This is a genomic window from Arsukibacterium sp., assembly GCF_033721375.1.
GTDB lineage: Bacteria > Pseudomonadota > Gammaproteobacteria > Enterobacterales > Alteromonadaceae > Alishewanella.
The window spans coordinates 174,000-200,760 of sequence record NZ_JAWWAP010000006.1; the positions used below are offsets into that span (position 1 = coordinate 174,000).

General features: G+C 48.7%; 22 protein-coding genes. 14 read left to right on the forward strand and 8 right to left on the reverse strand.

Annotated features, from left to right (window positions below):
• Nucleotides 1–165 precede the first annotated feature (165 nt).
• A complete protein-coding gene (locus R3187_RS10945; RefSeq protein ID WP_318967072.1) occupies nt 166–459 on the forward strand; it encodes a hypothetical protein in 294 nt (97 codons plus the stop codon).
• Nucleotides 446–1,222, forward strand: coding sequence for a DUF2310 family Zn-ribbon-containing protein (locus R3187_RS10950; RefSeq protein ID WP_318967074.1), 777 nt, complete (start codon nt 446–448; stop codon nt 1,220–1,222). Before R3187_RS10945 ends, R3187_RS10950 begins: the two co-directional genes overlap by 14 nt.
• Here R3187_RS10950 and syd read toward each other — a convergent pair.
• Nucleotides 1,210–1,767, reverse strand: coding sequence for a SecY-interacting protein (syd, locus tag R3187_RS10955; protein ID WP_318967075.1), 558 nt, complete (start codon nt 1,765–1,767; stop codon nt 1,210–1,212). The two genes, R3187_RS10950 and syd, sit on opposite strands and share 13 nt — an antisense overlap.
• Before the next feature lie 69 nt (nt 1,768–1,836).
• Here syd and queF point away from each other — a divergent pair, with 69 nt between their 5' ends.
• The 10 genes from queF (at nt 1,837) to R3187_RS11005 (ending at nt 14,817) form a co-directional block, all read left to right on the forward strand.
• Nucleotides 1,837–2,682 (forward strand): NADPH-dependent 7-cyano-7-deazaguanine reductase QueF, encoded by an 846-nt coding sequence (gene queF / locus R3187_RS10960; RefSeq protein WP_318967077.1) that lies wholly within the window; start codon nt 1,837–1,839, stop codon nt 2,680–2,682.
• 421 nt (nt 2,683–3,103) lie between these two features.
• Complete coding sequence (locus tag R3187_RS10965; protein WP_318967079.1) at nt 3,104–4,657, forward strand: diguanylate cyclase; 1,554 nt, start codon at nt 3,104–3,106, stop codon at nt 4,655–4,657.
• 36 nt (nt 4,658–4,693) lie between these two features.
• Nucleotides 4,694–6,052: a nucleotide 5'-monophosphate nucleosidase PpnN gene (gene ppnN / locus R3187_RS10970; protein WP_318967081.1), complete on the forward strand. Its 1,359-nt coding sequence runs from the start codon at nt 4,694–4,696 to the stop codon at nt 6,050–6,052.
• Between the two features lie 2 nt (nt 6,053–6,054).
• A complete protein-coding gene (xni, locus tag R3187_RS10975; protein WP_318967083.1) occupies nt 6,055–6,873 on the forward strand; it encodes a flap endonuclease Xni in 819 nt (272 codons plus the stop codon).
• Nucleotides 6,870–7,268, forward strand: a complete 399-nt coding sequence (locus tag R3187_RS10980; RefSeq protein WP_318967085.1) for a DUF3192 domain-containing protein — start codon at nt 6,870–6,872, stop codon at nt 7,266–7,268. The genes xni and R3187_RS10980 overlap by 4 nt, the downstream gene beginning before the upstream one ends.
• A complete protein-coding gene (locus R3187_RS10985) occupies nt 7,255–8,937 on the forward strand; it encodes a hypothetical protein (protein WP_318967087.1) in 1,683 nt (560 codons plus the stop codon). The genes R3187_RS10980 and R3187_RS10985 overlap by 14 nt, the downstream gene beginning before the upstream one ends.
• Nucleotides 8,938–9,096: 159 nt before the next feature.
• Nucleotides 9,097–10,104: an isocitrate dehydrogenase gene (locus tag R3187_RS10990; RefSeq protein ID WP_318967089.1), complete on the forward strand. Its 1,008-nt coding sequence runs from the start codon at nt 9,097–9,099 to the stop codon at nt 10,102–10,104.
• Nucleotides 10,105–10,173: 69 nt separating this feature from the next.
• Nucleotides 10,174–10,410, forward strand: a complete 237-nt coding sequence (locus R3187_RS10995) for a VF530 family protein (protein WP_318967090.1) — start codon at nt 10,174–10,176, stop codon at nt 10,408–10,410.
• Nucleotides 10,411–11,141: 731 nt separating this feature from the next.
• Nucleotides 11,142–14,207, forward strand: a complete 3,066-nt coding sequence (locus R3187_RS11000) for a S8 family serine peptidase (RefSeq protein WP_318967238.1) — start codon at nt 11,142–11,144, stop codon at nt 14,205–14,207.
• 61 nt (nt 14,208–14,268) lie between these two features.
• The gene (locus R3187_RS11005) at nt 14,269–14,817 is read left to right on the forward strand and encodes a PEP-CTERM sorting domain-containing protein (RefSeq protein WP_318967092.1); all 549 of its coding nucleotides are present in this window, start codon (nt 14,269–14,271) and stop codon (nt 14,815–14,817) included.
• Nucleotides 14,818–14,951: 134 nt separating this feature from the next.
• Here the strand turns inward: R3187_RS11005 and R3187_RS11010 are convergent, their stop codons facing one another.
• Together R3187_RS11010 and R3187_RS11015 are read right to left on the reverse strand one after the other, a co-directional pair.
• The gene (locus R3187_RS11010; protein WP_318967094.1) at nt 14,952–15,554 is read right to left on the reverse strand and encodes an SDR family oxidoreductase; all 603 of its coding nucleotides are present in this window, start codon (nt 15,552–15,554) and stop codon (nt 14,952–14,954) included.
• 52 nt (nt 15,555–15,606) lie between these two features.
• Nucleotides 15,607–16,983 carry an NAD-dependent succinate-semialdehyde dehydrogenase gene (locus R3187_RS11015; RefSeq protein WP_318967095.1) on the reverse strand — a complete coding sequence of 459 codons (1,377 nt, stop codon included), beginning with the start codon at nt 16,981–16,983 and terminating at the stop codon, nt 15,607–15,609.
• Between the two features lie 459 nt (nt 16,984–17,442).
• Here R3187_RS11015 and R3187_RS11020 point away from each other — a divergent pair, with 459 nt between their 5' ends.
• A complete protein-coding gene (locus R3187_RS11020) occupies nt 17,443–18,570 on the forward strand; it encodes a zinc-binding dehydrogenase (RefSeq protein WP_318967097.1) in 1,128 nt (375 codons plus the stop codon).
• Between the two features lie 150 nt (nt 18,571–18,720).
• Here R3187_RS11020 and R3187_RS11025 read toward each other — a convergent pair whose 3' ends face one another.
• Nucleotides 18,721–21,237, reverse strand: a complete 2,517-nt coding sequence (locus R3187_RS11025) for a putative bifunctional diguanylate cyclase/phosphodiesterase (protein ID WP_318967099.1) — start codon at nt 21,235–21,237, stop codon at nt 18,721–18,723.
• A 510-nt stretch (nt 21,238–21,747) separates the two neighbouring features.
• On the opposite strand from R3187_RS11025, the gene R3187_RS11030 reads away from it, so the two are divergent.
• Nucleotides 21,748–22,638 (forward strand): hypothetical protein, encoded by an 891-nt coding sequence (locus R3187_RS11030; protein WP_318967100.1) that lies wholly within the window; start codon nt 21,748–21,750, stop codon nt 22,636–22,638.
• Nucleotides 22,639–22,674: 36 nt separating this feature from the next.
• Here R3187_RS11030 and R3187_RS11035 read toward each other — a convergent pair whose 3' ends face one another.
• From R3187_RS11035 to deoD, 4 genes are all read right to left on the reverse strand, one after another.
• Nucleotides 22,675–24,555 (reverse strand): winged helix-turn-helix domain-containing protein, encoded by a 1,881-nt coding sequence (locus tag R3187_RS11035; protein WP_318967102.1) that lies wholly within the window; start codon nt 24,553–24,555, stop codon nt 22,675–22,677.
• 426 nt (nt 24,556–24,981) lie between these two features.
• On the reverse strand, nt 24,982–25,551 hold the full coding sequence (locus tag R3187_RS11040; protein ID WP_318967104.1) for a nucleoside deaminase: 570 nt from the start codon (nt 25,549–25,551) through the stop codon (nt 24,982–24,984).
• Between the two features lie 4 nt (nt 25,552–25,555).
• Nucleotides 25,556–26,026, reverse strand: coding sequence for a xanthine phosphoribosyltransferase (gpt, locus tag R3187_RS11045; protein WP_318967106.1), 471 nt, complete (start codon nt 26,024–26,026; stop codon nt 25,556–25,558).
• 29 nt (nt 26,027–26,055) lie between these two features.
• Nucleotides 26,056–26,757, reverse strand: a complete 702-nt coding sequence (deoD, locus tag R3187_RS11050) for a purine-nucleoside phosphorylase (RefSeq protein WP_318967108.1) — start codon at nt 26,755–26,757, stop codon at nt 26,056–26,058.
• Between the last annotated feature and the right edge of the window lie 4 nt (nt 26,758–26,761).

Below are 26,761 nucleotides of genomic sequence, written 5' to 3' on the forward strand. Positions count from 1 at the left end.
TGATTTAGTTTCACAGGCTGAGATGCCTGCTACATTATCAAATTTTGCAAATTCGATACCAACTTTATTTTATATACAAATCAACAAATTACTTAATTAGCTCTATCTATCAACCTGGCCTGATGCTAAATTTAACCAAATAATAGTCAAATTAAAGCAAAATTAATGAGCTCGCCAATCGAACTGCTTCATCAAACTGCTGCCCGGTTACGCCAGGAAGGTAAAACCCCCAGTCTGGCATTGTTTAAAGCCCGCTTAGCCGGGCAGCTGACGGTACCGGCACTTTTTTCAGCCTATCAGCTGTGGCGCCAGCAAACGCCGGCAGATACTGCACAGCCGCAACAACTAAATTCCGCTGCAGTGGCTGAACCCGAAAATCTGGCTGAGCAACTGCAGCGCATTGAGAACAAACTGGACCGCATTCTTGCCCTGCTGGAACAACCACATGTATCTGGCTGAACTAACCTATAAAGTCATCGCTGATACCAGTTTCAGCCGCGCTGAAGCAGCAATCCGCCAATTTAGCGAGGCACTGATTTTTAATGGCAATGTTATCGGCCGCGAATTCCCAACCTCCTGGCAGCACGAAAGCTTTAACAGCCGGCTGGTTATTCCGGCAGAGAATGCATTGCAACGCAGCCATTTAAGCGTCAGAGCATTGCAGGCAGAGCAGCAGCTGGCATCTGCCGGACTGGCATATCCGCAAGTGCAACTACTGGGCATGGATATCATGTCACAGCACAGTAGCAACCAGAGCGCAGAGGCATTGCTGCTGTTTACCACTTTCAGCGATAACTGCTCGCCGCTGCGAAACCTGGCAGATCTGGCACCGCTACCGTTATATCAGTTGCAACCGGCCAGCGGTTCAGATCATGAAGCCCTGATCCGCTGGCAAATCCAGTTTCAGGCGCTGGATGAAATACAGCAACAAGAACAACGGGTGCTGCGAAAAACAGCGGAAAACAGCCTGCAGCAACTGGGCAGCACCCTGAACCAGCAGGGTCGGCAATTGGCAAAAGACATTGCCAGCCATAACAACCTGCCTGTTTATTATGCGTTATACAGCGGCAGCAGCAAAAACTGTGCTGGCGAAGCAGAAAAGCTTTGCCCGGGTTGTGGTGCAGACTGGCGCCTGGCAACGCCGCTGCTGGATATTTTCGATTTTAAATGTGACCGCTGTTTGCTGCTCAGTAATATTGCCTGGGAGTGTCAGACGCCCTGATAGGCCGCCGGGCTTAGCTGGCTGAAAAAATCAGCCAGCGATTCGGCCAGTTTTTCTTTAACATCTTTGCCAACCGTCTCCAGATACACTTCTCCGCTGCGGTTTAATACCGACAACAAAATATTGTCGTCATCGGTTAAGGCAAAAAACACCGTCTCGGGTTGTTTCAGGCGCCGTTTCATCAGAATATGGCCAATAATGTTTTCCTGCAGCCGCGCCAGATCATCCTGGTCCCAGACCATCAGTAATTGTAGTGGCCCCCGGCTGTGGCTGGCGCCCAGGCCGGCACCATAATATAAACTGTAGAACTGCTTAATATCCGGGTGCAGGCTCAATTCCAGGGCCTGCTCAATATTACTGAAATCAGCCGGGGGTTGCTGGCGCACCGGTTGCCAGCTTACCTGATTGTCGTCCAGCACAGCCAGCTGGCACGGTGCCGGGCTGGCAGGATCCGCTGTCCAGGCTTGCAATGTCAGGTTTTGTTGCTGATACCAGTTCTGGGTCTGGTTAATAAAATTCTGGTAGCACTCTGCTAATGACGACACGGACACCCTCTCTACTCTGACATGAAGTTATGCTAAGATCGCCCGCATTCTAACCGGATTAGTAGCCAGATGACAAAAAGCCACTCAGAAATTATGGCCGGGTTAAGCCTTGGCAAATCGACAGCTTATGCCGAACAGTATGATCCCAGCCTGTTGCAGCCGGTGCCCCGCACGCTGGGCAGAAGCAGTCTGGGTCTGGACGATACGGATGCCCTGCCTTTTATTGGCGAGGATATCTGGCATGGCTATGAATTATCCTGGCTCAATGCCAAAGGTAAACCTATGGTGGCATTAGCCACCTTTGTGGTGCCGGTTACCTCGGCAAATCTGATTGAGTCGAAGTCTTTCAAGCTATATCTGAATAGCTTTAACCAGAGCCGTTTTGCTGATTTACGCCAGGTTTATCAGGCGCTGCAACGTGATTTGTCTGCCTGTGCCGGCAGTATGGTACGGGTGACGTTACATAACGTTAATGAAATCATGGTATTTCAGCCTACCTGGATACCAGGACATTGTATTGATGATTTGGACATCAATATCGACAGTTACCAGTATAACCCAGATCTGTTGCAACTGGCTGACAAGCCCGGCATGATTGATGAGAAGGTGCATTCACACTTATTAAAATCAAACTGTCTGATCACGTCACAACCCGACTGGGCAAGTATCTATGTGCATTATCGTGGCCCTGCTATTGATCATGCGGCTTTACTACGCTACTTCATCAGTTTTCGCAGCCATAACGAATTTCATGAACAATGTATCGAGCGGATTTTTCTCGATATCTGGCAACGTTGTAAGCCCGAGTATCTGCTGGTGTATGCCCGTTATACCCGCCGTGGTGGTCTGGACATTAACCCGGTGCGGGCCAGCGCCAGTTATCAGCTGCCAAACTTGCGGTTAAGCCGGCAATAAACGGTAAACTTTCAGTGTCACTTTCAGAAATTAAGCACTGATAGGGTGTTTTCAGCTGTAAATAAGCCAATACAGCTGAAATAAATGAAAGCCTTACTGTAACATTACATGTTAACTTTCAAAAACAGGCAAATTCTGCTTTAATAGCGCAGTGGGTTAGACGGACTAACCCGCAGCGGTAGCAAGAAGGATCGCCAATTATGTATTATCTTACCTCTGAAGAAGAAACATCCTGGTTACCTTATTACCTGTACAAATAAGTTAATCCGGCAAACAATAATAGTCCCCTACCCCCAGCGAGCTCCGGCTCGCTGTTTTTATTCGTTGCACCGGCAATAAAATACTCAAACAGTGATCGCATTTCCGTTGTTTACGGATATACTTAAATCTAAACAGCTTTTTTAACATTTATGTATTTAAGGTGCAGCCTTTGCAAGATGATCTGAAGCAGCAACTGGCCAATGCGATTAAAGCGCGTAAAACATTGGAAGATGCATACGAAAGTCAGTTTAAGATTTTGGCCCAGTTTGTACTTCGGTTATCGCTGGTGTGTAAAGGCGTGGATCTGGAGCTGGACAACCGCCTGGCCAAGTTACGAACTGAGTTAGCCAAAGGCACCGATCTGGAAAAGCTGATCCCTTTTATCGCTGATACCAACCAAAGCCTGCAGTTGCTGGATGCCAAACAACAACGCGATATTAAGGAAGTACAGCAACAGCTTAATCAGGCAGGCAAATTGCTGCAGCAGCAAAAAGGCCTGCCCGATCAACTGCGCCGGGATCTGCGGCAGCTATTAACCAAAGTTGCCGAACCACCGTCTACTGTACAGGCTTTTTTACCCCATTTAACCAGCCTTACCAACCTGTATCAGAGTGCCTTACAATCGAAACAGCAAATTGACAGCAGTGCAGAAAGTGATGATGTTCGCTATGGCCATATTTGCCGCCAAATCAGTGTCGAGCTGACAAACTTACTCAGCGAGTTAGCTTTTGCTGAAAAAAGCGCACCGCAAATCACGCTGATCAGGCAGAGTTTACTGGACAATTTATCGATCGAAGCGCTGCTGGACGCTTGTCTGCAAACCATTACCGTTATCGTCGCCAGCATCAATGAAGAACGCCTGTCGGCTGAGCATTTTTTACTGAAACTGAATGACGCGCTGTCATCAGTAAAGCAGGCTGTCAGTCTGTCGTTAAAAAATGCTGACAAGCTGCACCAGAAACTGGATATTCTTAACCAGCAGATTGAGCAGCAGATTACTCAGCTGGGGCACAGCACAAAAAGCGCCACGTCACTGGAACAATTAAAAGAATTGGTTACCCAGCGATTAGGCAGTATCAGTGATGCCCTAAAATCAAAAGAGCAGCTGGAGACGGAAGAGCGCCAGGCCATGTTATTAACGTTAAATGGCATGGAACTGCGACTAAAAGAACTGGAAGCTGAAGCACAGACTTTCAGAACCAAACTGGCTGAACAGAATTTCCGCAGTTTACAGGATTCATTAACAGAAATTCCTAACCGGGCAGCCTTTGACGAGCGGCTGGCGCTGGAGATTAAGCGCTGGCAACGCTACAAAAAACCCCTGTGTATCGCGCTGGCCGATGTTGACCATTTTAAAAGCATTAATGACAATTATGGCCATAGTGCAGGTGATAAAACACTCAGAGTCATCGCTAAAGCATTACAACAGGGCTTACGGGAAACTGATTTTATTGCCCGTTATGGCGGTGAAGAATTTGTTATTTTGTTTCCGGAAACAGCGCTGGAAGAGCTCACAGCACCGCTGAACAAGTTAAGAGAAAAAATTAAAAGTATTGTGTTTACCTTTAAAAATCAGAAAGTCCCTATCACCATTTCCTTTGGGGCTAGCCAATTAACCGCTGAAGATACCAGCCGTCAGGTTTTTGATCGGGCAGATGAAGCACTTTATGAAGCTAAAAAAGCCGGCCGCGATCGCGTCATTCTAAAAATCTGACGCTGGTGCAGCACACAATCAGTATTGGAGTTACAGATGCAGGTGCATTTAAACCCGTTAGGCGCCATGGATTTACTGTCTCAGCTTGAAGTTGAACGTTTAAAGAACAACACCGAATCAGAAGCCTTCGCCTTATTTCGTAATTGCTGCCTGGCAGTGCTGAATGTCGGTAGCCACACGGATAGCTCCGCGGAAATTTACGAGCAATATAAAGATTTCAGCGTTAATTTACTGGCGCGCGAACGTGGCATAAAAATCGAACTGACTAACCCGCCGCAAAGCGCTTTTGTTGATGGCGTTATTATCAAAGGTATTCATGAACACCTGTTTGCCGTGCTCAGGGATATTCTGTTTTACCATACCCGTCGTTCAGCCGAGACCAAAGCCCGGGAACTTGAGGACCCGCGGCAGCTGACTCACACCGTATTTGATATTCTGCGTAATGCCCGGGTGGTCGACGCCACTTATGTGCCAAGCATGATTGTTTGCTGGGGTGGCCACTCAATTAATGAAATTGAATACGAGTATACCAAAGAGGTTGGTTACCAGTTAGGCCTGCGCGGGTTAGATATCTGTACCGGCTGTGGCCCGGGCGCGATGAAGGGGCCGATGAAAGGCGCGACCATCGGCCACAACAAGCAGCGGATCCGTACCGGTCGTTATCTGGGGTTAACCGAACCCAGTATCATTGCCGCCGAACCGCCAAACCCGATTGTCAACGAACTGGTGATCCTGCCCGACATTGAAAAACGGCTGGAAGCTTTTGTCCGGGTTGCGCATGGCATTATTATCTTCCCCGGTGGCGCAGGAACGGCAGAAGAGCTGTTATACCTGCTGGGTATTATGCTGAAAAAAAGTAATGCTGGACAACAACTGCCGATTATTCTGACCGGTCCGCGCCAGTCAGAGGCCTACTTCAATGAAATTGCCAATTTTATCCAAAGCACCCTGGGCAACGAAGCGTTACGGCTGGTCGAGATAATCATTGATGACCCGGCCGAGGTGGCGCGAAAGTTAAAACAGGGCTGTGCCGATGTGCGCCAATATCGAAAATCGGTGGGCGATGCCTACCACTTTAACTGGACGCTGGATATTGATCCGCAGTTCCAGCAGCCTTTTATCCCGAATCACCAGAATATGGCCGCACTGGACTTGCACCTGGAACAAGACAAAGCGAAACTTGCTGCCAATTTACGGCGGGCATTCTCTGGTATTGTCGCCGGCAATGTTAAAGATGAAGGGATCCGGGCAATTCGCCAGCATGGACCTTTCCAGTTATCAGGAGAACCGGTACTGATGCAAATGATGGATACCCTGCTGCAGGCCTTTGTCGACCAGGGCAGAATGAAACTGCCGGGCACTGCCTATGTGCCGTGTTACAGGATCATTCGCTAGCTATGATGCACCTGGTATTAATTGATGCACTGAACCTGATCAGACGCCTGTACGCCGTTCAGGAGCGGCCTTATCTGCCATTAGCAGAGCAGGTTGCTGACGGCACCCGCCAGCAGATTATTAACAATACCAGGAACATGTTATTGCAGGCGCTGCAGCGGCTGCGCCATGAACTTTCGCCAAGCCATGCGTTGTTGGTGTTTGATGGCCGCGACAGTCAGTGGCGCCAGCAACGCTGTCCAGAGTACAAAGCTAACCGCAAGCCGATGCCGGAAATCCTGGCAGAAGCACTGCCGCTGCTGGAGCAATCTGCAGCACAGCATGGCTTTCGCTGCTTTACCGATCCGAAGCTTGAAGCCGACGATATTATTGCCAGTATTGCCAGTAAACTTAACCAGCATCAGCAACAGGTAACCATTGTCTCGACCGACAAAGGCTTTCTGCCATTACTAACTCAGGGCATTAATATTTATGATCCTTTCGCCCGCCAGCAGCTGAACCCGGCGTATGTTGAAACCAAGTTTGGGGTGGCACCGGCGCAATTAGTCAGATTGTGGAGCCTTACCGGCGACAGTACCAATAATATAGCAGGCGTCAGCGGGGTGGGCCCGAAAACCGCTTTAGAACTGATGGCGCTGGGGGACACCCTGACAGACGCGCTGGCTCATCCGGACTGTCCGAAAAAATTACGGGACAAAATACTCAGTCACAAAGAGGCTATCGTCAACTATATGCAGGTGTTGAGCCTGCAGACAACCCTGGAGCTGGGTCTTAATTTACAAGAGCTAAGGCTGCCAGAGCCGGTGCAGGAACAGCCATGAAGATAAAACCTGTTGTGTTATTCGTCGGTGGTTTTGCTGTCTATATCCTGCTTACAGTAACAGTGCTGTTATTTTATAAAGATGATCCGGCGCAGATGACCTGGCAACATCGTGACAACTTTAATACCAAAGTTATCGGCCGTTATAAACTTGCTGAAAACCACACTCAGGATGATGTGACCGGTCGCCTTGGCGGACCCGACATTACCCAAGCCGTGCTGCTTAATGGTCAGGTTTATCAGTTAATGTACTACCGCACCCAACGCAAGCTGCCCGATGGCATTACTACCGAAGACGAATGCACTGCACTGCTGTTTGTTAACCGTCAGCTGGTGGCTATCGGTGATGGCGCGATCAGTCAGTATCAGCAATATGTGAACAATGACAACAGCTGACAAGCTATGGCCACTTTTTTATTCTGGCTTACAACAGCTTAAGCAACTGGTGCCCCAACCTTCGGTGCCAGCATCTGCGGCAGCTATGCCCGCGATATTGCAGCAAAGTGTCCAGCTAAGCATCTTATTTAATGAACTGGCGGCTCAGCATCCGGCCAGTATTGTCGCTCAGCTTAATCTGACACCACGTCAGTTGTCGCCGCATCTGGCCAAAGCAGTTAAAATGCTGGCGTTAAGTATGATCCTTGGTCGCAGCTACGGCTGGCAAAACCAGCGCATTGAGCGTTTACTGCAGGCCGGTTTAGTGACTACCGCCTGCGGCGATGATAGCGTAACCACCCTTCAGGCCAGCCTCATCGCTGCCAAAGCGCTGCAGCAGCATGATAAAAAACAGCCGTTATTAGCGCTGCTTATCGGCGCGTGCAACAGCCAACGGCATCATTGCTGGCTACTTCACCCCGACGGGCCGCTACTGGCACGGGTAAGCCAATTGGCAGAACAATTGCTGCCAGCGACAGGTAGTCAGCCCGGCTTAGCGCAAACGCTGAGCAACTATCAGAGCTCCCAGGCTGACGTTACTCCCCCAACATGGTGTTGTTTGTTGCAGCAACTGGCCGAGGTTAAGGCGCTGCCGGGCCGGTTTGCCCGAGCAAAGCAAGCCGCTGACAGCTCAGCGGACTATTGGTTTATCAGTGGCATTGTCTGGCAGAGCGGGCAGAACGAGGCTCTGCAGGTTTATGCCCGTCAGTTTGACCCTGCCAGCAAGACGCTCGGCCATGAGGTACAGCAATTGGCACTGGCAGAGCTGACATTATTAAGTCCGCAGTTTTTCCGTGATATAAACTGGCTGGCCGCACTGGAGCCTGATCCCAGTTTATTACCTCTGGTGCCGGACTACCCCCTGCAAAGCTGCTTTAAGCAATCGCTGTTTGATCAGTTAAGCCAGCTTAGTATCAGTAAACAAGTGCAAATGCTGGAAAGCCGGCCGTTGCTCAGCCAGTATTTACAGCACGCCGCCGCCGGCATCAGTCGTCAGCAGCTACCGGTTAACCGGTTGCGTCATGCCATTAGCATGCTGGGTCAGGACGCCCTGCAAGACTGGGTAGTGCAGGCTGAGCTGTATCAGTTTTGTTTGTGGCAGGGCCACCCGCATCATGCCTGGCTGGAGCAGTTGCAACATTGTCTGGCACAGGCGCTGCGTCTGCTAAGCAGCGCCATGCCTGAGCCACTTGAAGCCGGCACGGCTGGTGTTATCGCCCGCTGCGTTAGCGCAAGCCTCTGGCAGCAGCCGGCACTGTATGCCATTGCGTTGGCCCGGCAAGTGCGGGGGCAGCTGTTACTCGGCGTTTATATTCAGCAGCATATCTGGCAGGCAAAGGATTACCCACAGCACGCTCAACAATTACTGGAACATTATCAGCAGCCGGACTGGGCGCTCGCCATGCAGGACTGGCACAGCCGGCAAGCCACGCCTTTAGTGCTGCTACTGCGCCTGAGCTGGCAGCTGGCCCTGGCTGTCTTTTTGGCTGATGAGGGCAGCAGCCAGCGGTTCGCTGCGTTGCTACCAACAGCGGCTGGCCGGCTTAACTTAGCACCACATCCGGCAACATACTGGCAACAGCAGTTAATCAGCACCAGCCATTGTTATTATCCACTCCCAGAAATGTAGTTTAATTACATCATTCATCGGCGTTATAGCCAGTATAACGCCAGCTTCTATTGTAAGTTTCCACCAAACTGGCGAAATAGCGCTAAAACTGCTATATTCGCGCGGTTCCAGACGGTTAGCGTCTGCCAGTATTCCCCCTTTAACACCCTGAGGATCCACATGAGTAAGCAAACCATTACTGTCATTAAAGGTGATGGCATAGGCCCAAGTATTGTTGAGGCAGCCATTGAAGTATTGACTAAAGCCGGTTGTGATTTTGACTACGAGTATGTTGATGCAGGCCTGACGGCGCTGGAGCAGACCGGCGAACTGCTGCCACAGACAACCTTAGATGCTATTGCCCGCAATAAAATCACCTTAAAAGGTCCACTGACCACGCCGGTAGGTGAAGGCTTTACTTCTATCAATGTAACCCTGCGCAAAAAATTCAGCCTGTATGCCAATGTGCGGCCGGTTATTTCGTTTAAAGGCACCAAAGCTCGTTACGAAAATATCGACATTATCACTATCCGCGAAAACACTGAAGGCATGTATTCCGGTCACCGCCAGCAGCTTTCTGAAGACGGCCTGACTGCTGAAGCCAGCAGCATTATCACCCGCGAAGGTGCCGAGCGGATTGCCGTATTCGCGTTTGAAACGGCGGTGCGTGAAAACCGCAAAAAAGTTACTATTGTTCACAAAGCCAATATTCTGAAATCAACTTCAGGTTTATTTCTGAAAACCGCACGTGAAGTGGCTGCACGCTACCCGGATATCGAAGCTCAGGAAATGATTGTCGACAACGCCTGTATGCAGCTGGTGATGAACCCGCAGCAGTTCGACGTTATCGTTACCACTAACCTGTTTGGCGACATCATATCCGATTTATGTGCCGGATTAGTCGGCGGCCTGGGTATGGCCCCGGGGGCCAATATCGGCAAAGACTGCGCTATTTTCGAAGCTGTGCACGGCAGTGCGCCCGATATCGCCGGTAAAAACCTGGCAAACCCAAGCTCAGTTATTCTGGCGTCAATTCAGATGCTTGAATATCTGCAAATGCAGGATAAAGCAGAGAAAATACGGGCGGCCCTTGCCGACGTGATTGCCAGCGGCGACAGAACTACCCGCGATTTAGGCGGCAGTTTTGGTACCACTGATTTTACCGAAGCAGTGTTAGAAAGGTTATAATCGCCTTACCAGAAGAAATAGCCGCCTGATGGCGGCTATTTTTTTAACGCTTAAAATGCAGGAGCACAGATGAGCCAGCAGCAAAACAACCCGTTACACGGTATTAAACTCGAGCAGGTCGTCACCGCGCTGGTCGATCATTACGGCTGGCCTGAACTTGCACGGCGGATTGACATTAACTGTTTTAAAACCGACCCTTCAATCAAAAGCAGTCTGAAGTTTTTACGCCGCACCCCCTGGGCCCGCGAAAAAACAGAAGCACTTTTTATCGCCACTCATTTACACACTGGGTTAGATCAACAATAGCTATTGAAATGTTATGCAAAGCTAGCCCATGGCTCAGCTGCACCCGGTTTATCTTCAGCCAAGGCGCGGGAGCCGGGCTGTTTTATCATATTTGTGCGCGCTATACATGAGCCGCGCAAATTAAAACCAACATGTCTCACTAATAATACTTTAATTAAACATTAAAAATTTATTACAACCTGCTATTTAACAGCAATACTTTCAATTTCATTCATCCCCCTCACTGTGGTCGTCACAGCTTGACTAAATGTTTCTTACAATTTGGGCGGCAAAAGATTTGTCGGCTTTTTTTACAACTTTAATTTTAAATCACCCCGAACTGTTCAAAAAACCATCAATAATAGTCACTTAACTACAAGGCACGAATATTGCTCTACACAAATATTGCTTTCATTGCAATAAGTAACCTGCCCTAATTTTAATTAAAATTAAGGTAAAACAATAATAACGACCATTGGAACCTTTAGTTTGCAGAACTTATTGCTTTGAATTACCAGCTTGCTCGCGTTGAACGGTCAGGGATTTGAAGCCAATTTGGCATAGTAGTCTAAAGATCAAAATGATGTTAACGGGAGAAGCAAATGAAATTTAATAAATACCTCTTGGGTATTGCGTTATCAGCCGCATTGGCGAGTACATACGCACATGCAAATGCATCGCCGTATATCGTCCAGGTTGATGCCAGCAAGCTTAGCGCAACAAATCATGCCCCAGCTATAGCAGCGTCCGGGATGTACATAGTTGAACTAAAAGGTGCAACCGCAATTAACATGGCCACTCAATTAGGTGAGCTTATTCCAAGTAACCAGTTGGTCGCCACTGTAGGAAATAATTACAACGCCAGTTCACCGAAAATTAAAGCGTACGTAGCGGCCGTAAAAGCCCGCCAAGCTTCAGTTGCCGCTGAAATTGGTATAGTTGATGTGTTGCACAACTACGCGCATACATTTAACGGGTTCTCTGCCCGTTTATCACCAACCCAATTAAAAGCCATAAGCAACCACCCCGACGTTGCAGCAGTTTACCCGGATGAAGTCCATCAACTGCAAACCGCTAATACCCCAACGTTTCTGGGGTTAGTTAGCGAGGCAGGTGATGGTGTACACGACAATGGTATTGTCGGCGAAGACGTTATTGTGGGTATTCTGGATTCTGGTATATGGCCAGAAAATCCTTCTTTCAGCTCTGCGGCAAGCAGCGCAGCGAATTCTTACGGCCCGGCGCCGGAAGCATGGGCGGGTGAGTGTAACGTGGGTAGTGTTGGTTCCTTTGTGCGTGATGGCGTGGTGATTTATGACGATTCAACCGCTCCGGCAGACGAATTTACCTGTAATAATAAATTGATTGGCGCTCGCTATTTCGGCAGCACCTTCTCAAGCGTGTACGAAATGCAATTTGGTTTAGGAGAGTTTGCTTCTCCAAGAGACGCTGATGGCCATGGCAGCCACACAGCGTCAACGGCAGCCGGTAATGCTGGCGTAGACGCAACCTTAAGCGGCACTGACGTTGGTACCTTATCCGGTATTGCACCGCGGGCGCGCGTCGCTGCATATAAAGTATGCTGGAATGCCAATTATATCAGTCCGGCTGGAGTTAACGAACGTGGCTGTTTCTTTGGGGACAGCCTGGCCGCGATAGATCAGGCAGTTATTGATGGTGTAGATGTCTTAAACTACTCTATCGGTAACTCGCAGGCGATTAATTCTCCGGTATACAACGCTTCTCTTAGTGCTGCTAATGCAGGTGTATTCTTCTCTGCCTCTGCCGGTAACAGCGGCCCTACAGCAGCGACAGTAAGTAACATTGCTCCCTGGATTGCAACGGTTGCAGCATCTACTTATGACGGTATTTCGGCCGCCATCGGTAATGCGCTTAATATTAATAGCGGTGCATTAGCTGGTGAGTCATTCTTTTCCGTGCCTGCTGTTATAGGTACAGCGGTACCAGAAGGTGGGCTGACAGCAGATTTAGGTCTTGCTAATCCAATTGCGGCTTGTGGACCTTTAAGCAATGATTTAACCGGTCAGATTGCTCTTATTGCTCGCGGTGGCTGTCCCTTTGTTGACAAACTGTTAAACGCTGAAGCAGCCGGCGCCATTGGCGCAGTAGTCTATACCCTAAGTGGCACGCCAATCCCGATGGGTGGAGAAGACCCCGGTATTGGTATTCCTGGTGTGATGGTCTTTAATGCTGATGGTCTGGCATTAGCCGACAGTGTAAATTCAGGCACCACCAATGTAACAATGTCGCTGGATGGTGCAGCGGTTGACGCAGTTGAAGTGGGTAACATCATGGCGAGCTTCTCGTCACGCGGTGTAAATACCCAGACAGCCGACATCCTGAAGCCTGATATTACCGCTCCTGGCGTGCGCATATTAGCAGCGTCCAGCCCAGAGCAATTGCAATTTGGTGGCAACCCACAAGGTGAAAACTTTGCTTATCTGCAAGGTACGTCAATGTCCAGCCCACATATTGCCGGTATGGCAGCATTGTTAGCGGGTCAGTATCCCACCTGGACTCCGGCTCAAATCAAATCAGCTATTATGACCACGGCGCGCCAGAACCTTGTGAAAGAAAATGGTATCACGCCTGCTGATCCGTTTGATTTCGGTGCCGGCCATGTGGCTCCAGCGCCGTCATTAAATCCTGGCTTGGTTTACAGTGCAAACTTAGGTGATTACCTTGGCTTCTTGTGTGGGCAAGGTGAAGCGGGCTTAGTGTCATCTGCCCGATTTGGTGCTGATTGTAACGAAATTGCTGACGCCGGTTTTGCGACCGACGCAAGTCAATTGAACTACCCTTCAATTGCAATTGGTGAACTTGCCGGTACTGAAACTATTTCCCGGACAGTTACTGACGTATCGGGCAATGGCGGTACTTACAATGTTCTGGTTGATGCACCGGAAGGTACAACTGTCTCAGTTGCAACCTTTGATGCTGCTGGCGACCCGATCCCAAGCGGACTGTTGGAAGTTGCACCAGGCGGTACTGCAAGCTACAGCTTAACCTTTAACTCAGTGCCAGGCTTCCCGGCTAATCAATGGGTATTTGGTGAAGTAACACTTGAACGCACAGATGGATTAACTGTTCGCAGCCCCATTGCAGTGAATCAAGTACCGACTTCAACAATTATCGTACCTGAATTACTGTCATTAGAGTTAAACCGGGGCCGAGCATTGTTCTTCGTTGAAACCTTGTATTCAGGTAGCTTTGGCGTCGAACACCAGGGCCTGAGCTTACCCTTTGGTGTAGCTAAAACTTCACCCAGCAACCCAGGCGCATTTAACTTTGGGATTAATGTAAGTTCTCCATCATATTACACGGCGTTTAGTGTACCTGAAGGTGCAACTTTACTGAGAATAAGCACCCGTGATGTCTTAGTTAGCGTACCGGGTACCAACTTAGACATAGTGTTGTACACCTGCGTGCCGACTCCAACTGGTAATAGCTGCTCACCTCTGCAGAGCTCTACGGGTCCAGATGCAAACGAAGATATGATCATTATTAATCCGGAAAATACGGTAAACAGTGGTCTTAGCTTCTATCTGTTATTTGTCCAAGGTGTAGATTTACTTGGCAATGCCAGTGTTGATTACACTCAGCTGATATGGATTCTGGATGGCGCCGAGTCGTCTACCGTGGTTTCTGCCTCAACCCGCGCGGTTGAAAATCGCCTGCAAAATATCAGCCTCAGAACGCGTGGCCTGGCTTCAGGCTTATACATGGGTACCGTTACCTTTACAGATGGTAATGGTGAAGTACAGGGCACAACGGCACTGGAAGTCATCCAGCCGTAGTCAGGGAACGCCGGGATAGCGGGTCTGTCCCGGCAATTTTAAAAAAATAAGGAAGAAGATAATGAAATCTCTCACAAAATTAATAAGTAAATCGCTGTTCGCTATTACGTTAATGTTTGCAACATCCTTCGCTGCCAATGCTGGTCTTATCAACATCACCCACGATATCAATGATCTTGATGGCTTCAAGTTGGGCTCTATTCAAGTTCAGATAGACGACAGCCTGTTAAACACTGGCTTCCTTGATACGGAATTTGGCGATGAAATTACCCTGATTAACATTAACCTTAGCGATCTCCTGTCATGGGGTGACGTGTTTACTATTTTCGACTTTGGAGCAGTTATCGATAGCGACAATATCTATGCCGGTATTGAATTTTTCGAATTCGACGCAGATGACGTCGGCTTTGGTCCATTTACCTGGAGCTACTATATGACATACGATGCGTTTGGGTTCAGCTTTTTAGAAATATTTGACCTTGAGGGCAACGAAATTTTTGCAACTGAAATCACTCTGGGCGCGGCTCAGGTGGTATCAGCCCCTTCTACTATCGCGTTGTTTACGCTGGCAATGGGTGCTTTACTTATCCGTCGCCGCCGTATCGCTTAAGCCTTTTCAATTTTGTAAAAACCCAGCATTGCTGGGTTTTTTATTTCTCACTTATATCATTGTCAAAGCGTTGTTAACCAGTACGTCGATGCAGCCTTACTCTTACTTCGTCGCTTTGGCCAGCGACGCAACGGTCAGGCGGACTGCATATCCTGCGCCATACCGTCGTAACGGCCTGTAGTGGCAGCCTCTGCCAGCACATAGGCCACATCGGCGCGGGATGCCTTTGCCGATTTGTCGACGCCCTCACCCAGGATCACATCGGTGCTGCGGCCGTTGTTGGTCAGTGCCACAGGGCGCAGGATCGAGTAGGTCACGCCGGAAGCCTTCAGATATTCGTCCGCTTCGTGCTTGGCATTCAGGTAAGAGGCCAGGTCGCCGGTCGGGTTGGTCTGATCTGCACCAACTGAGCTGAGCATCACGAAACGTTTCACGCCTGATTGCCGTGCCAGATCAATCAAGCGCTTGGCGCCGTCCCGATCCACTTTTTTGGTCATTTCAGGGCCGGTGTTTCCGCCGGAGCCTGCGGCAAAGATCACCGCGTCCATGCCGTCGCACACCCCGGTTTTCAGGTCGGTCAGGTCACCATGGCGCAGGTCTACGTCCTTTGGCAGTGAACGGGTATCCGAACTTTCGCGAACCAGCGCAGTAGGCTTATGACCCTGCTCTATCAGGTACTGAACCAGAAGCTGGCCCGTTTTACCGGTGGCTCCGGCGACAAGAATGTTCATACTCATTGAAAAATCCTTAATTTAATGAAATGGGTAAAATTGGCTGTGTATAGCCAGTTCAGGGCAAGAAAATCGACTTTACGTTGACAAATTCTCTGATGCCAAAGCCACCGTGCTCACGCCCGTACCCGGAGTTCTTGACGCCACCAAATGGCATATTTGGATCCGCCGCCCCAAATGAATTGATGCGAATCATACCGGTGTCAAAATTATCGCGGGCCAGCCTGAGGGCATACTCTTCGTTTTTTGAAAAGATGCCACCGCCCAGGCCATAGCGGCTTTCATTAGCCAACCGCATGGCGTCCTCATCATCCCTGGCGCGGATGATGGACGCGACGGGCCCGAAAATTTCATCGTCGTAAGCGGGCATTCCGGGTCGGAGTTCAGCCAGCACCGTAGCGGGATAATAGGCCCCCGGGCGCTTTGGCACTTCGCCACCGCAGAGAATTTTTGCCCCCTTGGCAACGCTTTCGTTCACCTGCTGCGTGACGGTGTCGAACTGCTCTTTGCTGGAAAGCGGGCCAAGCTGGGTATTCTCGTTCGTGGGGTCGCCCATGTTGATGTCTTGCATTTGAGCAACGAAAGCCTCAACAAAGGTGTCATAGACCTTGTCGGTCACGATGAACCGCTTGGCAGAAACGCAAGTCTCGCCATTGTTGTAAAGTCGGCCCATAACTGAAAATTTTACGGCGGTTTCGATATCAGCATCCTCAAGCACCAGGTAAGCGTCATTCGACCCAAGTTCAAGTACCGTCTTTTTTAAGGCCTTGGCGGCTTCAGCCCCGACGTGGCGTCCAGCCCCGTCACTACCAGTCAGCGTTACACCACGAACTAAAGGGTTGGCGATCAGCTGGTCGCTGGTGTCATGATCGATCACCAAAACCTGGAACAGGTCTTCGGGCAAGCCGGCCTCAATGCACAATTCACGCAACCGAAGACCGGTTCCGGTGCAGATACTGGCGTGCTTCAGGACACAGCCATTACCTGCCATCAGATTAGACGCCAGCACACGAACCGGTTGGTAAAGAGGAAAGTTCCAGGGCTGGATAGAATAGATAACCCCGATTGGCTGGTAACTGATGAGGCCGCGTTTGCCGTTGACTCCCTGCTTACGCTCCTCATCGGCCAGAACGTCGGGTCCGGTTTTTGCAGTGTAATCAAAGATCGCTGCACAGAGTTCAACCTCAGTGAGTCCATCCTTTAGCAGTTTGCCGGTTTCACTGGTCATCAACGCCGCCAGTTCATCAGCATTGTCGCGCAACTTTTGCCCGATCTTCTGCAGATAAGGCGCCCGTTGCTGATGGGTCAGTTCGCGCCATTTTAGAAACGCTGCATGGCACGACTCAAGCCGCTCGGTCGCCTGCTTTTTGGTCATGAGGGTGTAAGTTTGGATTTCTTTTTCGGTTGCGGGATTAATAGTGGTGATTGTCGACATGGTTGCTCCTTCCGGGTGTTACAGGCAAACGCCGTTGGCGTTAGCTCTGGAGAATTATCAGTCCGTTGCAGGAGTTTATCTGTTCGCTTGCCAACACTACCTAGTGGCAAACATTGTTACCCCCCTGCTGGTGGCTCAATGGCCCAGAGAAATAAAGTAATACGAAGTATAGATCACCCACCTGCTTTATGAGACCGCATACCTGCTTTATTCAACTTTGTCTTTTAACCTTGGGTTTAATGTCACAGAACGCAATGTTGAAACAGGTTAATAGATAAGAACATTGTTAATTGACGGCGCTGTGACAACGCGCCATAGTAGGTATCTGCCCCCGATTTTCTAATACAATTAAACAGTCCAGCAACTTGGTTCATGCAGGCGCTACCGGCTTGCTCCTCATTTTATGAGCTAACACTGGTTAGCGAAGTGCCAGAGCATCTGACTTTTAAGGAGAAAAACATGTCGGACAGCAATATCGAACTTATTTCCACCATTAGCGAAGACAACAAACTGGAACTTGCCCTGCGCGAGATTGAGATCCCCCAGCCCGGCGAAAACGAAGTGGTTATACGCATCGAAGCCGCCCCAATAAACCCGTCCGACCTGGGCGTGATGTTCAGCGCAGCTGATATGACGACTGCCAGCCAATCCGGTAGCGCCGACCGCCCGGTCATCATTGCCGATGTCCCGGCCAGGTTGATGGCTGCCGTTAAAAAGCGGGTTGGCAAGCCTGTAGCCGTTGGCAACGAAGGCGCTGGTACCGTCGTCGCTGCCGGCTCATCAGCCGCTGCGCAAAGTTTGATGGGCAAAACCGTTGCAGTAATTGGCGGGGGTAGCTACCGCAAATATCTCTGTGCCAATGTTAAAAGCTGTCTGGAACTGGAGCCGGGTACCACTGCAGCAGAAGGTGCTTCAAGCTTTGTTAACCCGCTGACGGCACTGACCATGGTAGAAACCATGCGCGCTGAAGGTCACAAGGCTATCGTGCACGCGGCCGCCGCCTCTAACCTCGGACAAATGCTCAACCGCATCTGCATTGCCGACGGCATCGAGCTGATTAATATCGTTCGCAAGCCAGAACAGGAAGCCTTGCTGCGAGACCAGGGTGCCAAATACGTGGTTAATTCCAGTAGCAACAGCTTTATGGCGGACCTGACCCAGGCACTGATCGAAACCGGCGCAACTATCGCATTCGACCCAATTGGTGGCGGCAAGTTGGCGAGTGATATTCTCAGCTGCATGGAAGCCGCCATCGCTCGCAATATCACGGAATACAGCGTGTATGGTTCTGACATCTATAAACAGGTTTATATTTATGGCGGGCTTGATCGCGGCCCCATCACGTTAAACCGCAACTTTGGTTTTGCCTGGGGTGTGAACGGCTTTTTATTGTTTAATGCGTTGGGGAAACTCAGCAAAGAAACCAGCATCGCCATGCGCAAACGCATAGCCGCGGAGATCAAAACCACCTTCGCCAGCCACTACACTGACGAAGTATCGCTGGCCGGTGCGTTACAACTGGATGCGATAGCGGTTTACGGCAAACAGGCTACCGGAGAGAAGTTCTTAATCAAACCACAGCGCTGACATTTAATCTCTGGCAGCAAGGCAAGCTCAGGCTGATGGCGTCAGATTGACGCCATCAGCCTGAATTTCTTTTCGTGCATTTTAAAGTCTTGCTGCTTACAGTATTACTCCCTAAGTTCCCAGATTAACAGCAGCTCAACGCCACTCGGATCACTGGTAACTTGCTTGCAGCTGTTCAAGAATGATTTTCGGCGGTTGGGGACGGCTGAAAAAGTAGCCCTGGAATCCTGAGCAACCCAGTTCTTGCAAAGCCTGCCATTGCGCTTCCTGTTCGATACCTTCCGCAATAACATTTAACTTCAGTACGTCAGCCAATAACAAAATAATTTTTACGATAGAGCATGTTTCCGAATTACTTAGTAGGGTACTAACAAAACTTTTGTCAATTTTCAGTTCATCAATCGGTAGCTGGCGAACGTAAGATAAGGACGAATAACCCGTGCCGAAGTCATCCAGAGAAAAACGGACGCCCATGGCTCGCAGTCTTCTCATTTGCTGAATACTGGCGGCAATGTTTTCTGCAATAACGCTTTCCGTAACCTCAAGTATCAATGCTGATGACGGCAGGCCTGTTTCAGCCAGTACCATTGCGACTTTATCTGGGAAGTTACCCATCGCCAGCTGGCTTTGGCTAATATTAACAGAGACGGTTAGCTCGTCTATGGAAAACTGCTCACGCCAGTTACTCATTACCCTGCAGGTTTTCAACAGTATCTGGTCACTGAGTGGCACTATCAGGCTCTTTTTTTCGGCCAGTCCGATAAAGCTTACTGGGTTAAGTAGCCCCAGTTCAGGATGTTGCCAGCGAGCCAGTGCTTCAAACCCGATATATCTGCCGTTCCGATCCACTTTGGGCTGGAACCACGGAACAATTTCATTCTCCGCCAAAAGTGCCCTGTTCAGATCGGCGGTGAGTCTATGCTCTTCTACCAGCTCTTGCTGCATGATATCGTCAAACAGACTGAAATGGTTTTTTCCCTTCTTCTTGGCGTCATACATCGCAATGTCGGCCATCCTCATTAGCTCACTGGCGCAAATAGCATCATTGTTAAAAAGCACCAAACCGAGGCTGGTTGATATGGGTGACGCATGGCCAAGCGTTTCTGTTGGCTGCGCTGCCGCAGTCAACATTTGCTCCGCTATCAGGCTCACTTCATCAAGCGCGGTCTTGTAATCCTGATGGCGGGTGTTGATCACTACCAAAAATTCATCACCGCCCAATCTTGAAATAGCATGGCGATCACCCAGCACGTTGGCAAAGCGGTTTGAGATTTCGATCAATAGCTGGTCGCCATCACGATGACCCAGCGTATCGTTTATCGATTTAAAGTCGTCCAGATCAGTCAGCATCACAGCGCCAAAATTGCCTGTTTTGGCACAATTACGCAGACAACTTTCGAGCTTTATTGCAATAAGGCTGCGGTTAGGTAGATTAGTCAACGGGTCGAAGTACGCCAGATGTTCAATTTCCTCCTTATACTGCTGCTGCGCGGTAATGTCCCTGACGATTGCGATGAAACGGGCTGGCTCGTCTTCCAGTTTGACATACTGCAACGAGATATCCACTGGCAACTCGCGGCCATTTTTGTGGCGATGAACAGTTTGAAAATTCAGACGTGGAACCTCTCCGTTTACCAGAGGCGCGATCATCTTCCTGAATTCAGATTCTGAATAGCGCGGTTTTACGTCATAGGGATGGAGTTTAAGAAGCTCGTCAACGGTGTAGCCGAGCTGGTCGACTGCCCCCTGATTTACATAGAAGAACTGCAGAGTATCTGCATCAAACATAAAAACGCAGTCCAGAGTACTGTCGAGGGTCTTGCGAAAGCGCTTCAGATTTAATCTGGCTTCCTCGCTTTCAGTAATATCCTGCAAGGCAGCAACCAGCAGCCGTTCATTCCCTACCCTGGCCTCTGTTATCGCTATCTGCAGGGTAAAGCGCGTGTCATCGGCCCGAAGCCCCTTCACTGCCCGCACGTTACCCATAATTTTTCCTGCTGTTTTGCCTTCAGCATAAGCAAGCATGTAGTCAGGATGATGATGTGCGATTTCTGGCGGCATCAGTTTGGTAATCGACTCGCCAATCAGTTCGTTTTCCGGGTATCCAAACATGTTCTCAAATGCAGGATTCACACTCTGGATCCGCCCCTGAAGGTCTGTCATGACAACCGCATCATAAAGGGTGTTAAGGATGGCGCGATTGATATTAAAGCTATGCTCCAGCGCTTGCTGGCTCAGATCTTCCGAAGTACCAGCTGAGATAAACTGTTCAGCAAGTTGAGCAATGCGCGGCAGCGCGTCCTCGTTCAGATTGTCGGAGTGCTTTGGTGTAACACTAAGCGCGACCAGTAAGCCCTGATGATCACCCTTTGCATTAAATAGATTAACGGCTTTAAGCGTCCTGTCTGTTACAAAGGTTGAGCGGGAGGTTTCGCCATTCAATACAGCAACTGTTTCCTGCAATTCAATCTTGATAAGTTCTCTGGATTGTCTGTCAATCAGTTGCTCGGCAGCTTTAAGATACGATCTTATTTCTGCTGTATCAGCAGCCGTGTGTATCACGGGCTCAAGCGATTCATCCACAACCAAAGCAAGCCACTTATTGCTGCTGGTGCTGGCAGCAAGTTCAATAAGATCAGCAATAGCTTGTCTGATTTTATTATTCATACTCTGCCTCTCCCCCTGTTTTTGCATAACACGCTGGTGGCTGGCAGTGGTTTTTTACTATAAAGCACTGCAAAAAAGTCAGTATAGACCACAACGTTAGAATCAATAGCACCAGAAGCACTAAATTTAGGGACAATGCTTGCTCTTTACGCAGAGGAGAGTGGCTGGACGCAGCTTAGAGTCGTTGGCTCGCTTGCTCCGGCTTTCTCTGCCAGCTAGCCACTGCAACGTGTGAGCTGATTGCCAAGCAAATGCCATGACAATATACGTTTACCCTTGTGATAGTTCCAGCAAGTCAGCAGCGCTTTTGGCTGCGTGCTTTTCAAATTTAACTTATTGTTTTTTATTTACTTTATATTTTCGAGGCAAATCCGAATAAAAAAATCAGGAAATCCGAAGGATCTTTGAACCCCCTAAAGCTTAATTAAAAGTGTACGAAAAACACACATGGTTTAGCTGGTTAACGTACACCAGCAGCAGCAACCATTCTATTAAGTAATGGAGATAGACATGTTTAAAACACGAACAGGCTTAATTTTGGCCACATGCATTTTAGCTGCAAGCGTTTCACCCGCCAGGGCAGGTTTGATGAAGTTTAATTTTATGGTAGGTGGTTTTACTGATACATGCTCTGATCCAGCATTTTTAGATAGTGTTAACAATGATCCCCTGTATGGTTCTGTATCTATTTGCGACAGTGGCATTACTAACGATGTTGCCAGCACTATAACTGGCAGCTTTGTCGGTGAGGACTTAAACGGAGATGGTTATATAAGCTCGTTTTTAACGCCCGACAGTTTTTCGGCAAGTAATCCAGACCAGCAATTACTTGTTGATGCAGGTTTTGGTATATTTGACACCTTTGGTAATTTTGTTGGTGCCAATGAAGTCAGGTGGGCCAGCTTTACTCTGACTGGTGCCTTCAATGAAGGTGTTGAGGGATTTTTGGATGATCCTTTAATCACTCACACGGTGACGCACGATATAGATAATCCTCCGCCGCCAGCTCCAGGGAGTACTTTACCTACCAATACCTTTTTTGCGTTAAACTACAATATTAATTCGCCAGGGATCTTAGGTGACGATGAATTCGAAACGTTTTTCATGGGCACAACAACCATCTTTTTTGGGTTTGGTCAACTTTTAACCAGCCCTTTTGGTATTCCGACCATAACAGAAACCATGTTAACCAATTCCGGCAGCCTTAATTCATGTTCAAACGGGGCCCCGTGCGGAATACTCCACTCTTTAGCGCCTGACCTCACCGTTCCCTCTGTTCAACGCACAGCTTCGTTGGCACAGGTGACCGAAGTGTCTGAACCTGCCACTTTTTTACTATTTTCCTCTGCGTTACTAGGAATTGCAGGTTTTAGACTGAAGAATAGAAAAAGTGTCAATTAGGTGAGCCTCAGATAATCGCGATGACCATCAGCGTTGTCAGCTTTTGGTCTTCGCCAGGTTCTGAGCCACAAAAGACAAATCACAGAAGTCAGGTCGTAAGTTTATGTACTGGTTATCGACACAATAATCAGGCCAGCGTTCAGTTGTTATCCAATAATCGATTAAGCCAATGCGGTCTAAAAACTCTGGCATATCGGGATGATTTTTCAATGCAACCAATTGTGCAGTGTAATAGCGATTTAGTTCCGTTGGTTCATTTAACCAGCCATGCATCAAACCTAAGTCTCGCAAATTACCTGATGATACATTGTCAACTAAACGCTGAAACACGGCGTCGACTTTACCTACTGACAGAGCGAAATTGAAATGTAAACGGGGGAGCTTTTCTACAGCGGCTGTTGCCGCTTCTAAATCTTGGGCTAACAGCGCATCGTGCACGACTTTAAGTGAATCAAAATTAGGATAGAGCTCAAGAAATCGATTCAACAATGCGGTTACCTTATCAACATCACCTTGCTGAGAATAAATATTGAAATTTAACGCCAGCAAATCACTCGCCTCTTCTGAACCCAGGGCTTTCAATATACCAGCCTGTTGTTTAGCGCCCAGAAGGTTTCCTTGTCGAGTATATATTTCGCCAAGTAGCGTATGCATTTGACGTGATAACGGGAAATTATTTATGTGACTTTCGATTGCTTGCGCGGCGCGTTGAAATAAACCAATATTGACATAAAAATCGGCCAGAAAGCGCACGCATACGGCGCAATCGGGTGCACCTTCCACAGCGGCAACCAAGGTCGACTCATATTCAATCCAGTTTTTGCTTTTTATATCAAAGTTAGCGGTTAATGCCCTGACGACAGGATGCTCGGGATCTAGCGCTAGGGCTTGTTTAAGCAACAGGTCATACTGGAGCATTCTCTGGTCTCGATTTTCCAATTCCAGCTGATAATAATTCAGCGTTCTTATCGCAACTGCTTTGTATATAGTGGCTTCAACAAAGTCGGGGGAATCGTTTAATACCTCATCGAATAATGTAATCGCGATTTTTAAATTATCTGCCCCCCTTTTATCCAGGCGATACATTGCTTGTTGATACTTTTTAAACGAAGCCAGTGATGTCGAACCCGGCGCACTATGTTGATAAGACATAGCGATAGCATTCAAAATTAGCATTACATCATTGACACCAGTCATGCGCTCTTCAGAGGTATTAAGACGACGGCTTAATTCCCATAACGTCTGTTGATTATGGTCCTGTATAACGAACGTGGTGGCGCTATTTTCCGTTCCAGTTTCATTATCTTTAAGACTCAATTCGAATTGTTGGTTTCCATCCATTGGTGAGGCCAAGGTAATGAATATCTCATTGTATTGACTATCAAGCAGCAGCTGTCGGATACGCGCGCTTTCTGCTTCATCCAAATAACCTGACGAAGCAGACTCATTGTCCACTTTGATATTTGAGCCAAAAAAGCCGAACAGAAACAGACAAACACACACAAAAACAAATAAAGTGAAAGCGGATGAGCCATATTTTGACGGCAGGTGCTGCGAGTCACTGACAGGTATAGGTTCAGCTTCAGCTTTGTTTTGCGCTTTGATACCGGGCGCTAGTGGTGTCGGCGTGATTAAAAATTTGTAGCCTGTTTTATGTACGGTTTTAATGAATACTGGCGACCTGGCATTATCGCCAAAGGCTTTGCGAAGTTGCGAGATGCAACGTGACAGATTTTCGTCTAACACGACTTTCTTGCCCCAGACCTGCTCGAAAAAAGATTCCCGCAGCACTATTTCTTCGGCATTTTCCAAAAGCAGTTTAAGAACGGCCATTGTTTGTGGTTCAAGCTGATGGGTGTTCGAGTTTTGCGAATCATGCAGTGTGTTTTCATTGGTGTTGACAATCCATTGTTTCAACTTAAAAAGCATTGTATTTAGTCCAGTAAATGAAATAGCTTCAAATAAACACAGCGGAGTGCATGTTGCCGTTGGTATTAAGGCTGCAACGCTTACCTAAACAACACCAGGTAGAACGAATAGTTAACTGGGGCAGTTCAGCCAAAACTAATGGCGTTTTATTGCCGGAGTCTGCAGCACTGGAGGAAATTGGTTATAGAAAATATTGAAAGCAAAATTAACACCACTAATTTTGATTAGTTTTAAAACAATAATTTAAATACACTAAGTCATCTATACTATATGGCGATGCAAAAAATACTGACACGGTGATGCGCAATAAAAATACTAGCGCAAGGAAATAGCTATAGACGTTATATTGGGCAGAGCAGTCATTCGATTAAGTTTGGCTAGAAATAGAAAACGGCGCGCTTATAGGGATCAGCGCTAGCCGTTGTAAATGGCACCGCCGCCAGTGACATATTGCTGCAGTACCGCATTGGCAGCGTCGCGCTGTACCAGACGGACGACTTCGATGCCAGCATCAGTCAGGTACTGATAGCTGCTGGCCTCCACCGGCCCTTCATCAAAGCCGATGGCTCTGGCATCGTCTGCGGTGGCGGCGCACACCAGCCGTTTTACCCCGCTCCACAAGGTCCCGCCCAAACACATGGCGCAGGGCTCGCAGGAAGTAAACAACTCGCGTTTAACGCCATCGGCATTCAGGCTGAAACTTTGCAGTTGCTGGCCGGCCAGCATAATGGCGACCATTTCGCCGTGGGCAGCCGGGTTATGCATTGGCATTACCCGGTTTACGCCTACACTTAACAGCTTACCGCTGTCGCAATCAAAAATAGCACTGCCAAAAGGGCCGCCGGTACCGCGCAGCACGTTTTGCTTTGACAGCTCTACCGCCAGCGCCATTTTCTCGTTGTCATCAGCATAAATTTTCTGCCAGTCAACGACCTCGTTAATCCAGTCAGGCAAGCTAATGGTCAGCTGTTGTACTGCGGCCATAGAATTAATGCTCCGCCAGAGGTTTGCTGTAGGCCAGTTCCATATCCCATGGCAGCTGGATCCAGGTATCCTGTTCAATGTCAGTGACATAGTGATCCACTAACGGCTTACCCTGGGGCTTGGCATACACGGTGACAAAACAGGCTTTGGGAAAATGCTCGCGCAGCGCCCGGGCGGTTTCACCGGTATCGACTAAATCATCAACAATTAACAGCCTGGCGTTATCCTGCAGGCTGGCGTCTTTTAAAATGCGTAAGCTGCCTTGTTTATCGTGGTCGTAGCTGGCAACACAAATACTGTCGACCACCCGGATATTCAGCTCGCGGGCCAGAATGGCTGCCGGTACCAGGCCGCCGCGGCTGACGGCGACAATAGCACTGAAATCACGACCTAGCAGTTGCTGAGCCAGCTCTTTGCTGGCCCGGTGAAACGCTTCCCAGGACACATAAAACATTTTATTGGTGGTTAAAGACATAATAGTTCCGGCTGTAAGCAGATAATTAATTAAATTAATGACAAGGCAATTTCAACCATTTCGTTAAAGCTGGTCTGGCGCAAATCGGCGTCCAGGGCTTCACCGGTACGGATATGATCGCTTACCGTTAAGATGGCCAGGGCATTAATGCCATATTCGGCTGCGACGCCATATAAACCGGCTGCTTCCATCTCTACCGCCAGTACACCGTATTTCTCCAGCGTATCGAACAGCGTTTCGCTTGGGTTGTAAAATAAATCTGAGGTAAAAACATTACCCACTTTAACGTTGATCTGTTTAGCACGGGCCGCCTGCACCGCTTTTTCCAGCAAGTCATAACTGGCAATCGCAGCGAAATCCATACCGGCCAGACGGTTGCGGTTAACGGCAGAATCAGTGCTGGCGCCCATCGCAATAACCACATCCCGTACTTTTACATCCAGCGGTAAAGCACCGCAAGAGCCAATGCGGATAATATTCTTAACCCCGTAAAACTTGGCTAGTTCAGTGGCATACAGCGACATAGACGGCACGCCCATGCCTGAGCCCAGTACACTGACCGGCTTGCCCTGATAAGTGCCGGTATAACCAAACATATTACGTACGGTATTGACACAAACGGCATCCGTTAAAAAGGTATCAGCAATATGTTTGGCCCGCAGCGGATCACCTGGCATCAGCACGGTTTGGGCAAAAGCATCGTCAGCGGCGTTAATATGAGGAGTAGCCATAATT

Excerpts from the sequence above, each read along its gene's own strand:
- R3187_RS10945 (WP_318967072.1), top strand. The coding sequence starts at position 166 with ATGAGCTCGCCAATCGAACTGCTTCATCAAACTGCTGCCCGGTTACGC.
- R3187_RS10950 (WP_318967074.1), top strand. The coding sequence starts at position 446 with ATGTATCTGGCTGAACTAACCTATAAAGTCATCGCTGATACCAGTTTC.
- queF (WP_318967077.1), top strand. The coding sequence starts at position 1,837 with ATGACAAAAAGCCACTCAGAAATTATGGCCGGGTTAAGCCTTGGCAAA.
- ppnN (WP_318967081.1), top strand. The coding sequence starts at position 4,694 with ATGCAGGTGCATTTAAACCCGTTAGGCGCCATGGATTTACTGTCTCAG.
- xni (WP_318967083.1), top strand. The coding sequence starts at position 6,055 with ATGATGCACCTGGTATTAATTGATGCACTGAACCTGATCAGACGCCTG.
- R3187_RS10980 (WP_318967085.1), top strand. The coding sequence starts at position 6,870 with ATGAAGATAAAACCTGTTGTGTTATTCGTCGGTGGTTTTGCTGTCTAT.
- R3187_RS10985 (WP_318967087.1), top strand. The coding sequence starts at position 7,255 with ATGACAACAGCTGACAAGCTATGGCCACTTTTTTATTCTGGCTTACAA.
- R3187_RS10990 (WP_318967089.1), top strand. The coding sequence starts at position 9,097 with ATGAGTAAGCAAACCATTACTGTCATTAAAGGTGATGGCATAGGCCCA.
- R3187_RS10995 (WP_318967090.1), top strand. The coding sequence starts at position 10,174 with ATGAGCCAGCAGCAAAACAACCCGTTACACGGTATTAAACTCGAGCAG.
- R3187_RS11000 (WP_318967238.1), top strand. The coding sequence starts at position 11,142 with ATGTACATAGTTGAACTAAAAGGTGCAACCGCAATTAACATGGCCACT.
- R3187_RS11005 (WP_318967092.1), top strand. The coding sequence starts at position 14,269 with ATGAAATCTCTCACAAAATTAATAAGTAAATCGCTGTTCGCTATTACG.
- R3187_RS11010 (WP_318967094.1), bottom strand. The coding sequence starts at position 15,554 with ATGAGTATGAACATTCTTGTCGCCGGAGCCACCGGTAAAACGGGCCAG.
- R3187_RS11015 (WP_318967095.1), bottom strand. The coding sequence starts at position 16,983 with ATGTCGACAATCACCACTATTAATCCCGCAACCGAAAAAGAAATCCAA.
- R3187_RS11020 (WP_318967097.1), top strand. The coding sequence starts at position 17,443 with ATGTCGGACAGCAATATCGAACTTATTTCCACCATTAGCGAAGACAAC.
- R3187_RS11025 (WP_318967099.1), bottom strand. The coding sequence starts at position 21,237 with ATGAATAATAAAATCAGACAAGCTATTGCTGATCTTATTGAACTTGCT.
- R3187_RS11030 (WP_318967100.1), top strand. The coding sequence starts at position 21,748 with ATGTTTAAAACACGAACAGGCTTAATTTTGGCCACATGCATTTTAGCT.
- R3187_RS11040 (WP_318967104.1), bottom strand. The coding sequence starts at position 25,551 with ATGGCCGCAGTACAACAGCTGACCATTAGCTTGCCTGACTGGATTAAC.
- gpt (WP_318967106.1), bottom strand. The coding sequence starts at position 26,026 with ATGTCTTTAACCACCAATAAAATGTTTTATGTGTCCTGGGAAGCGTTT.
- deoD (WP_318967108.1), bottom strand. The coding sequence starts at position 26,757 with ATGGCTACTCCTCATATTAACGCCGCTGACGATGCTTTTGCCCAAACC.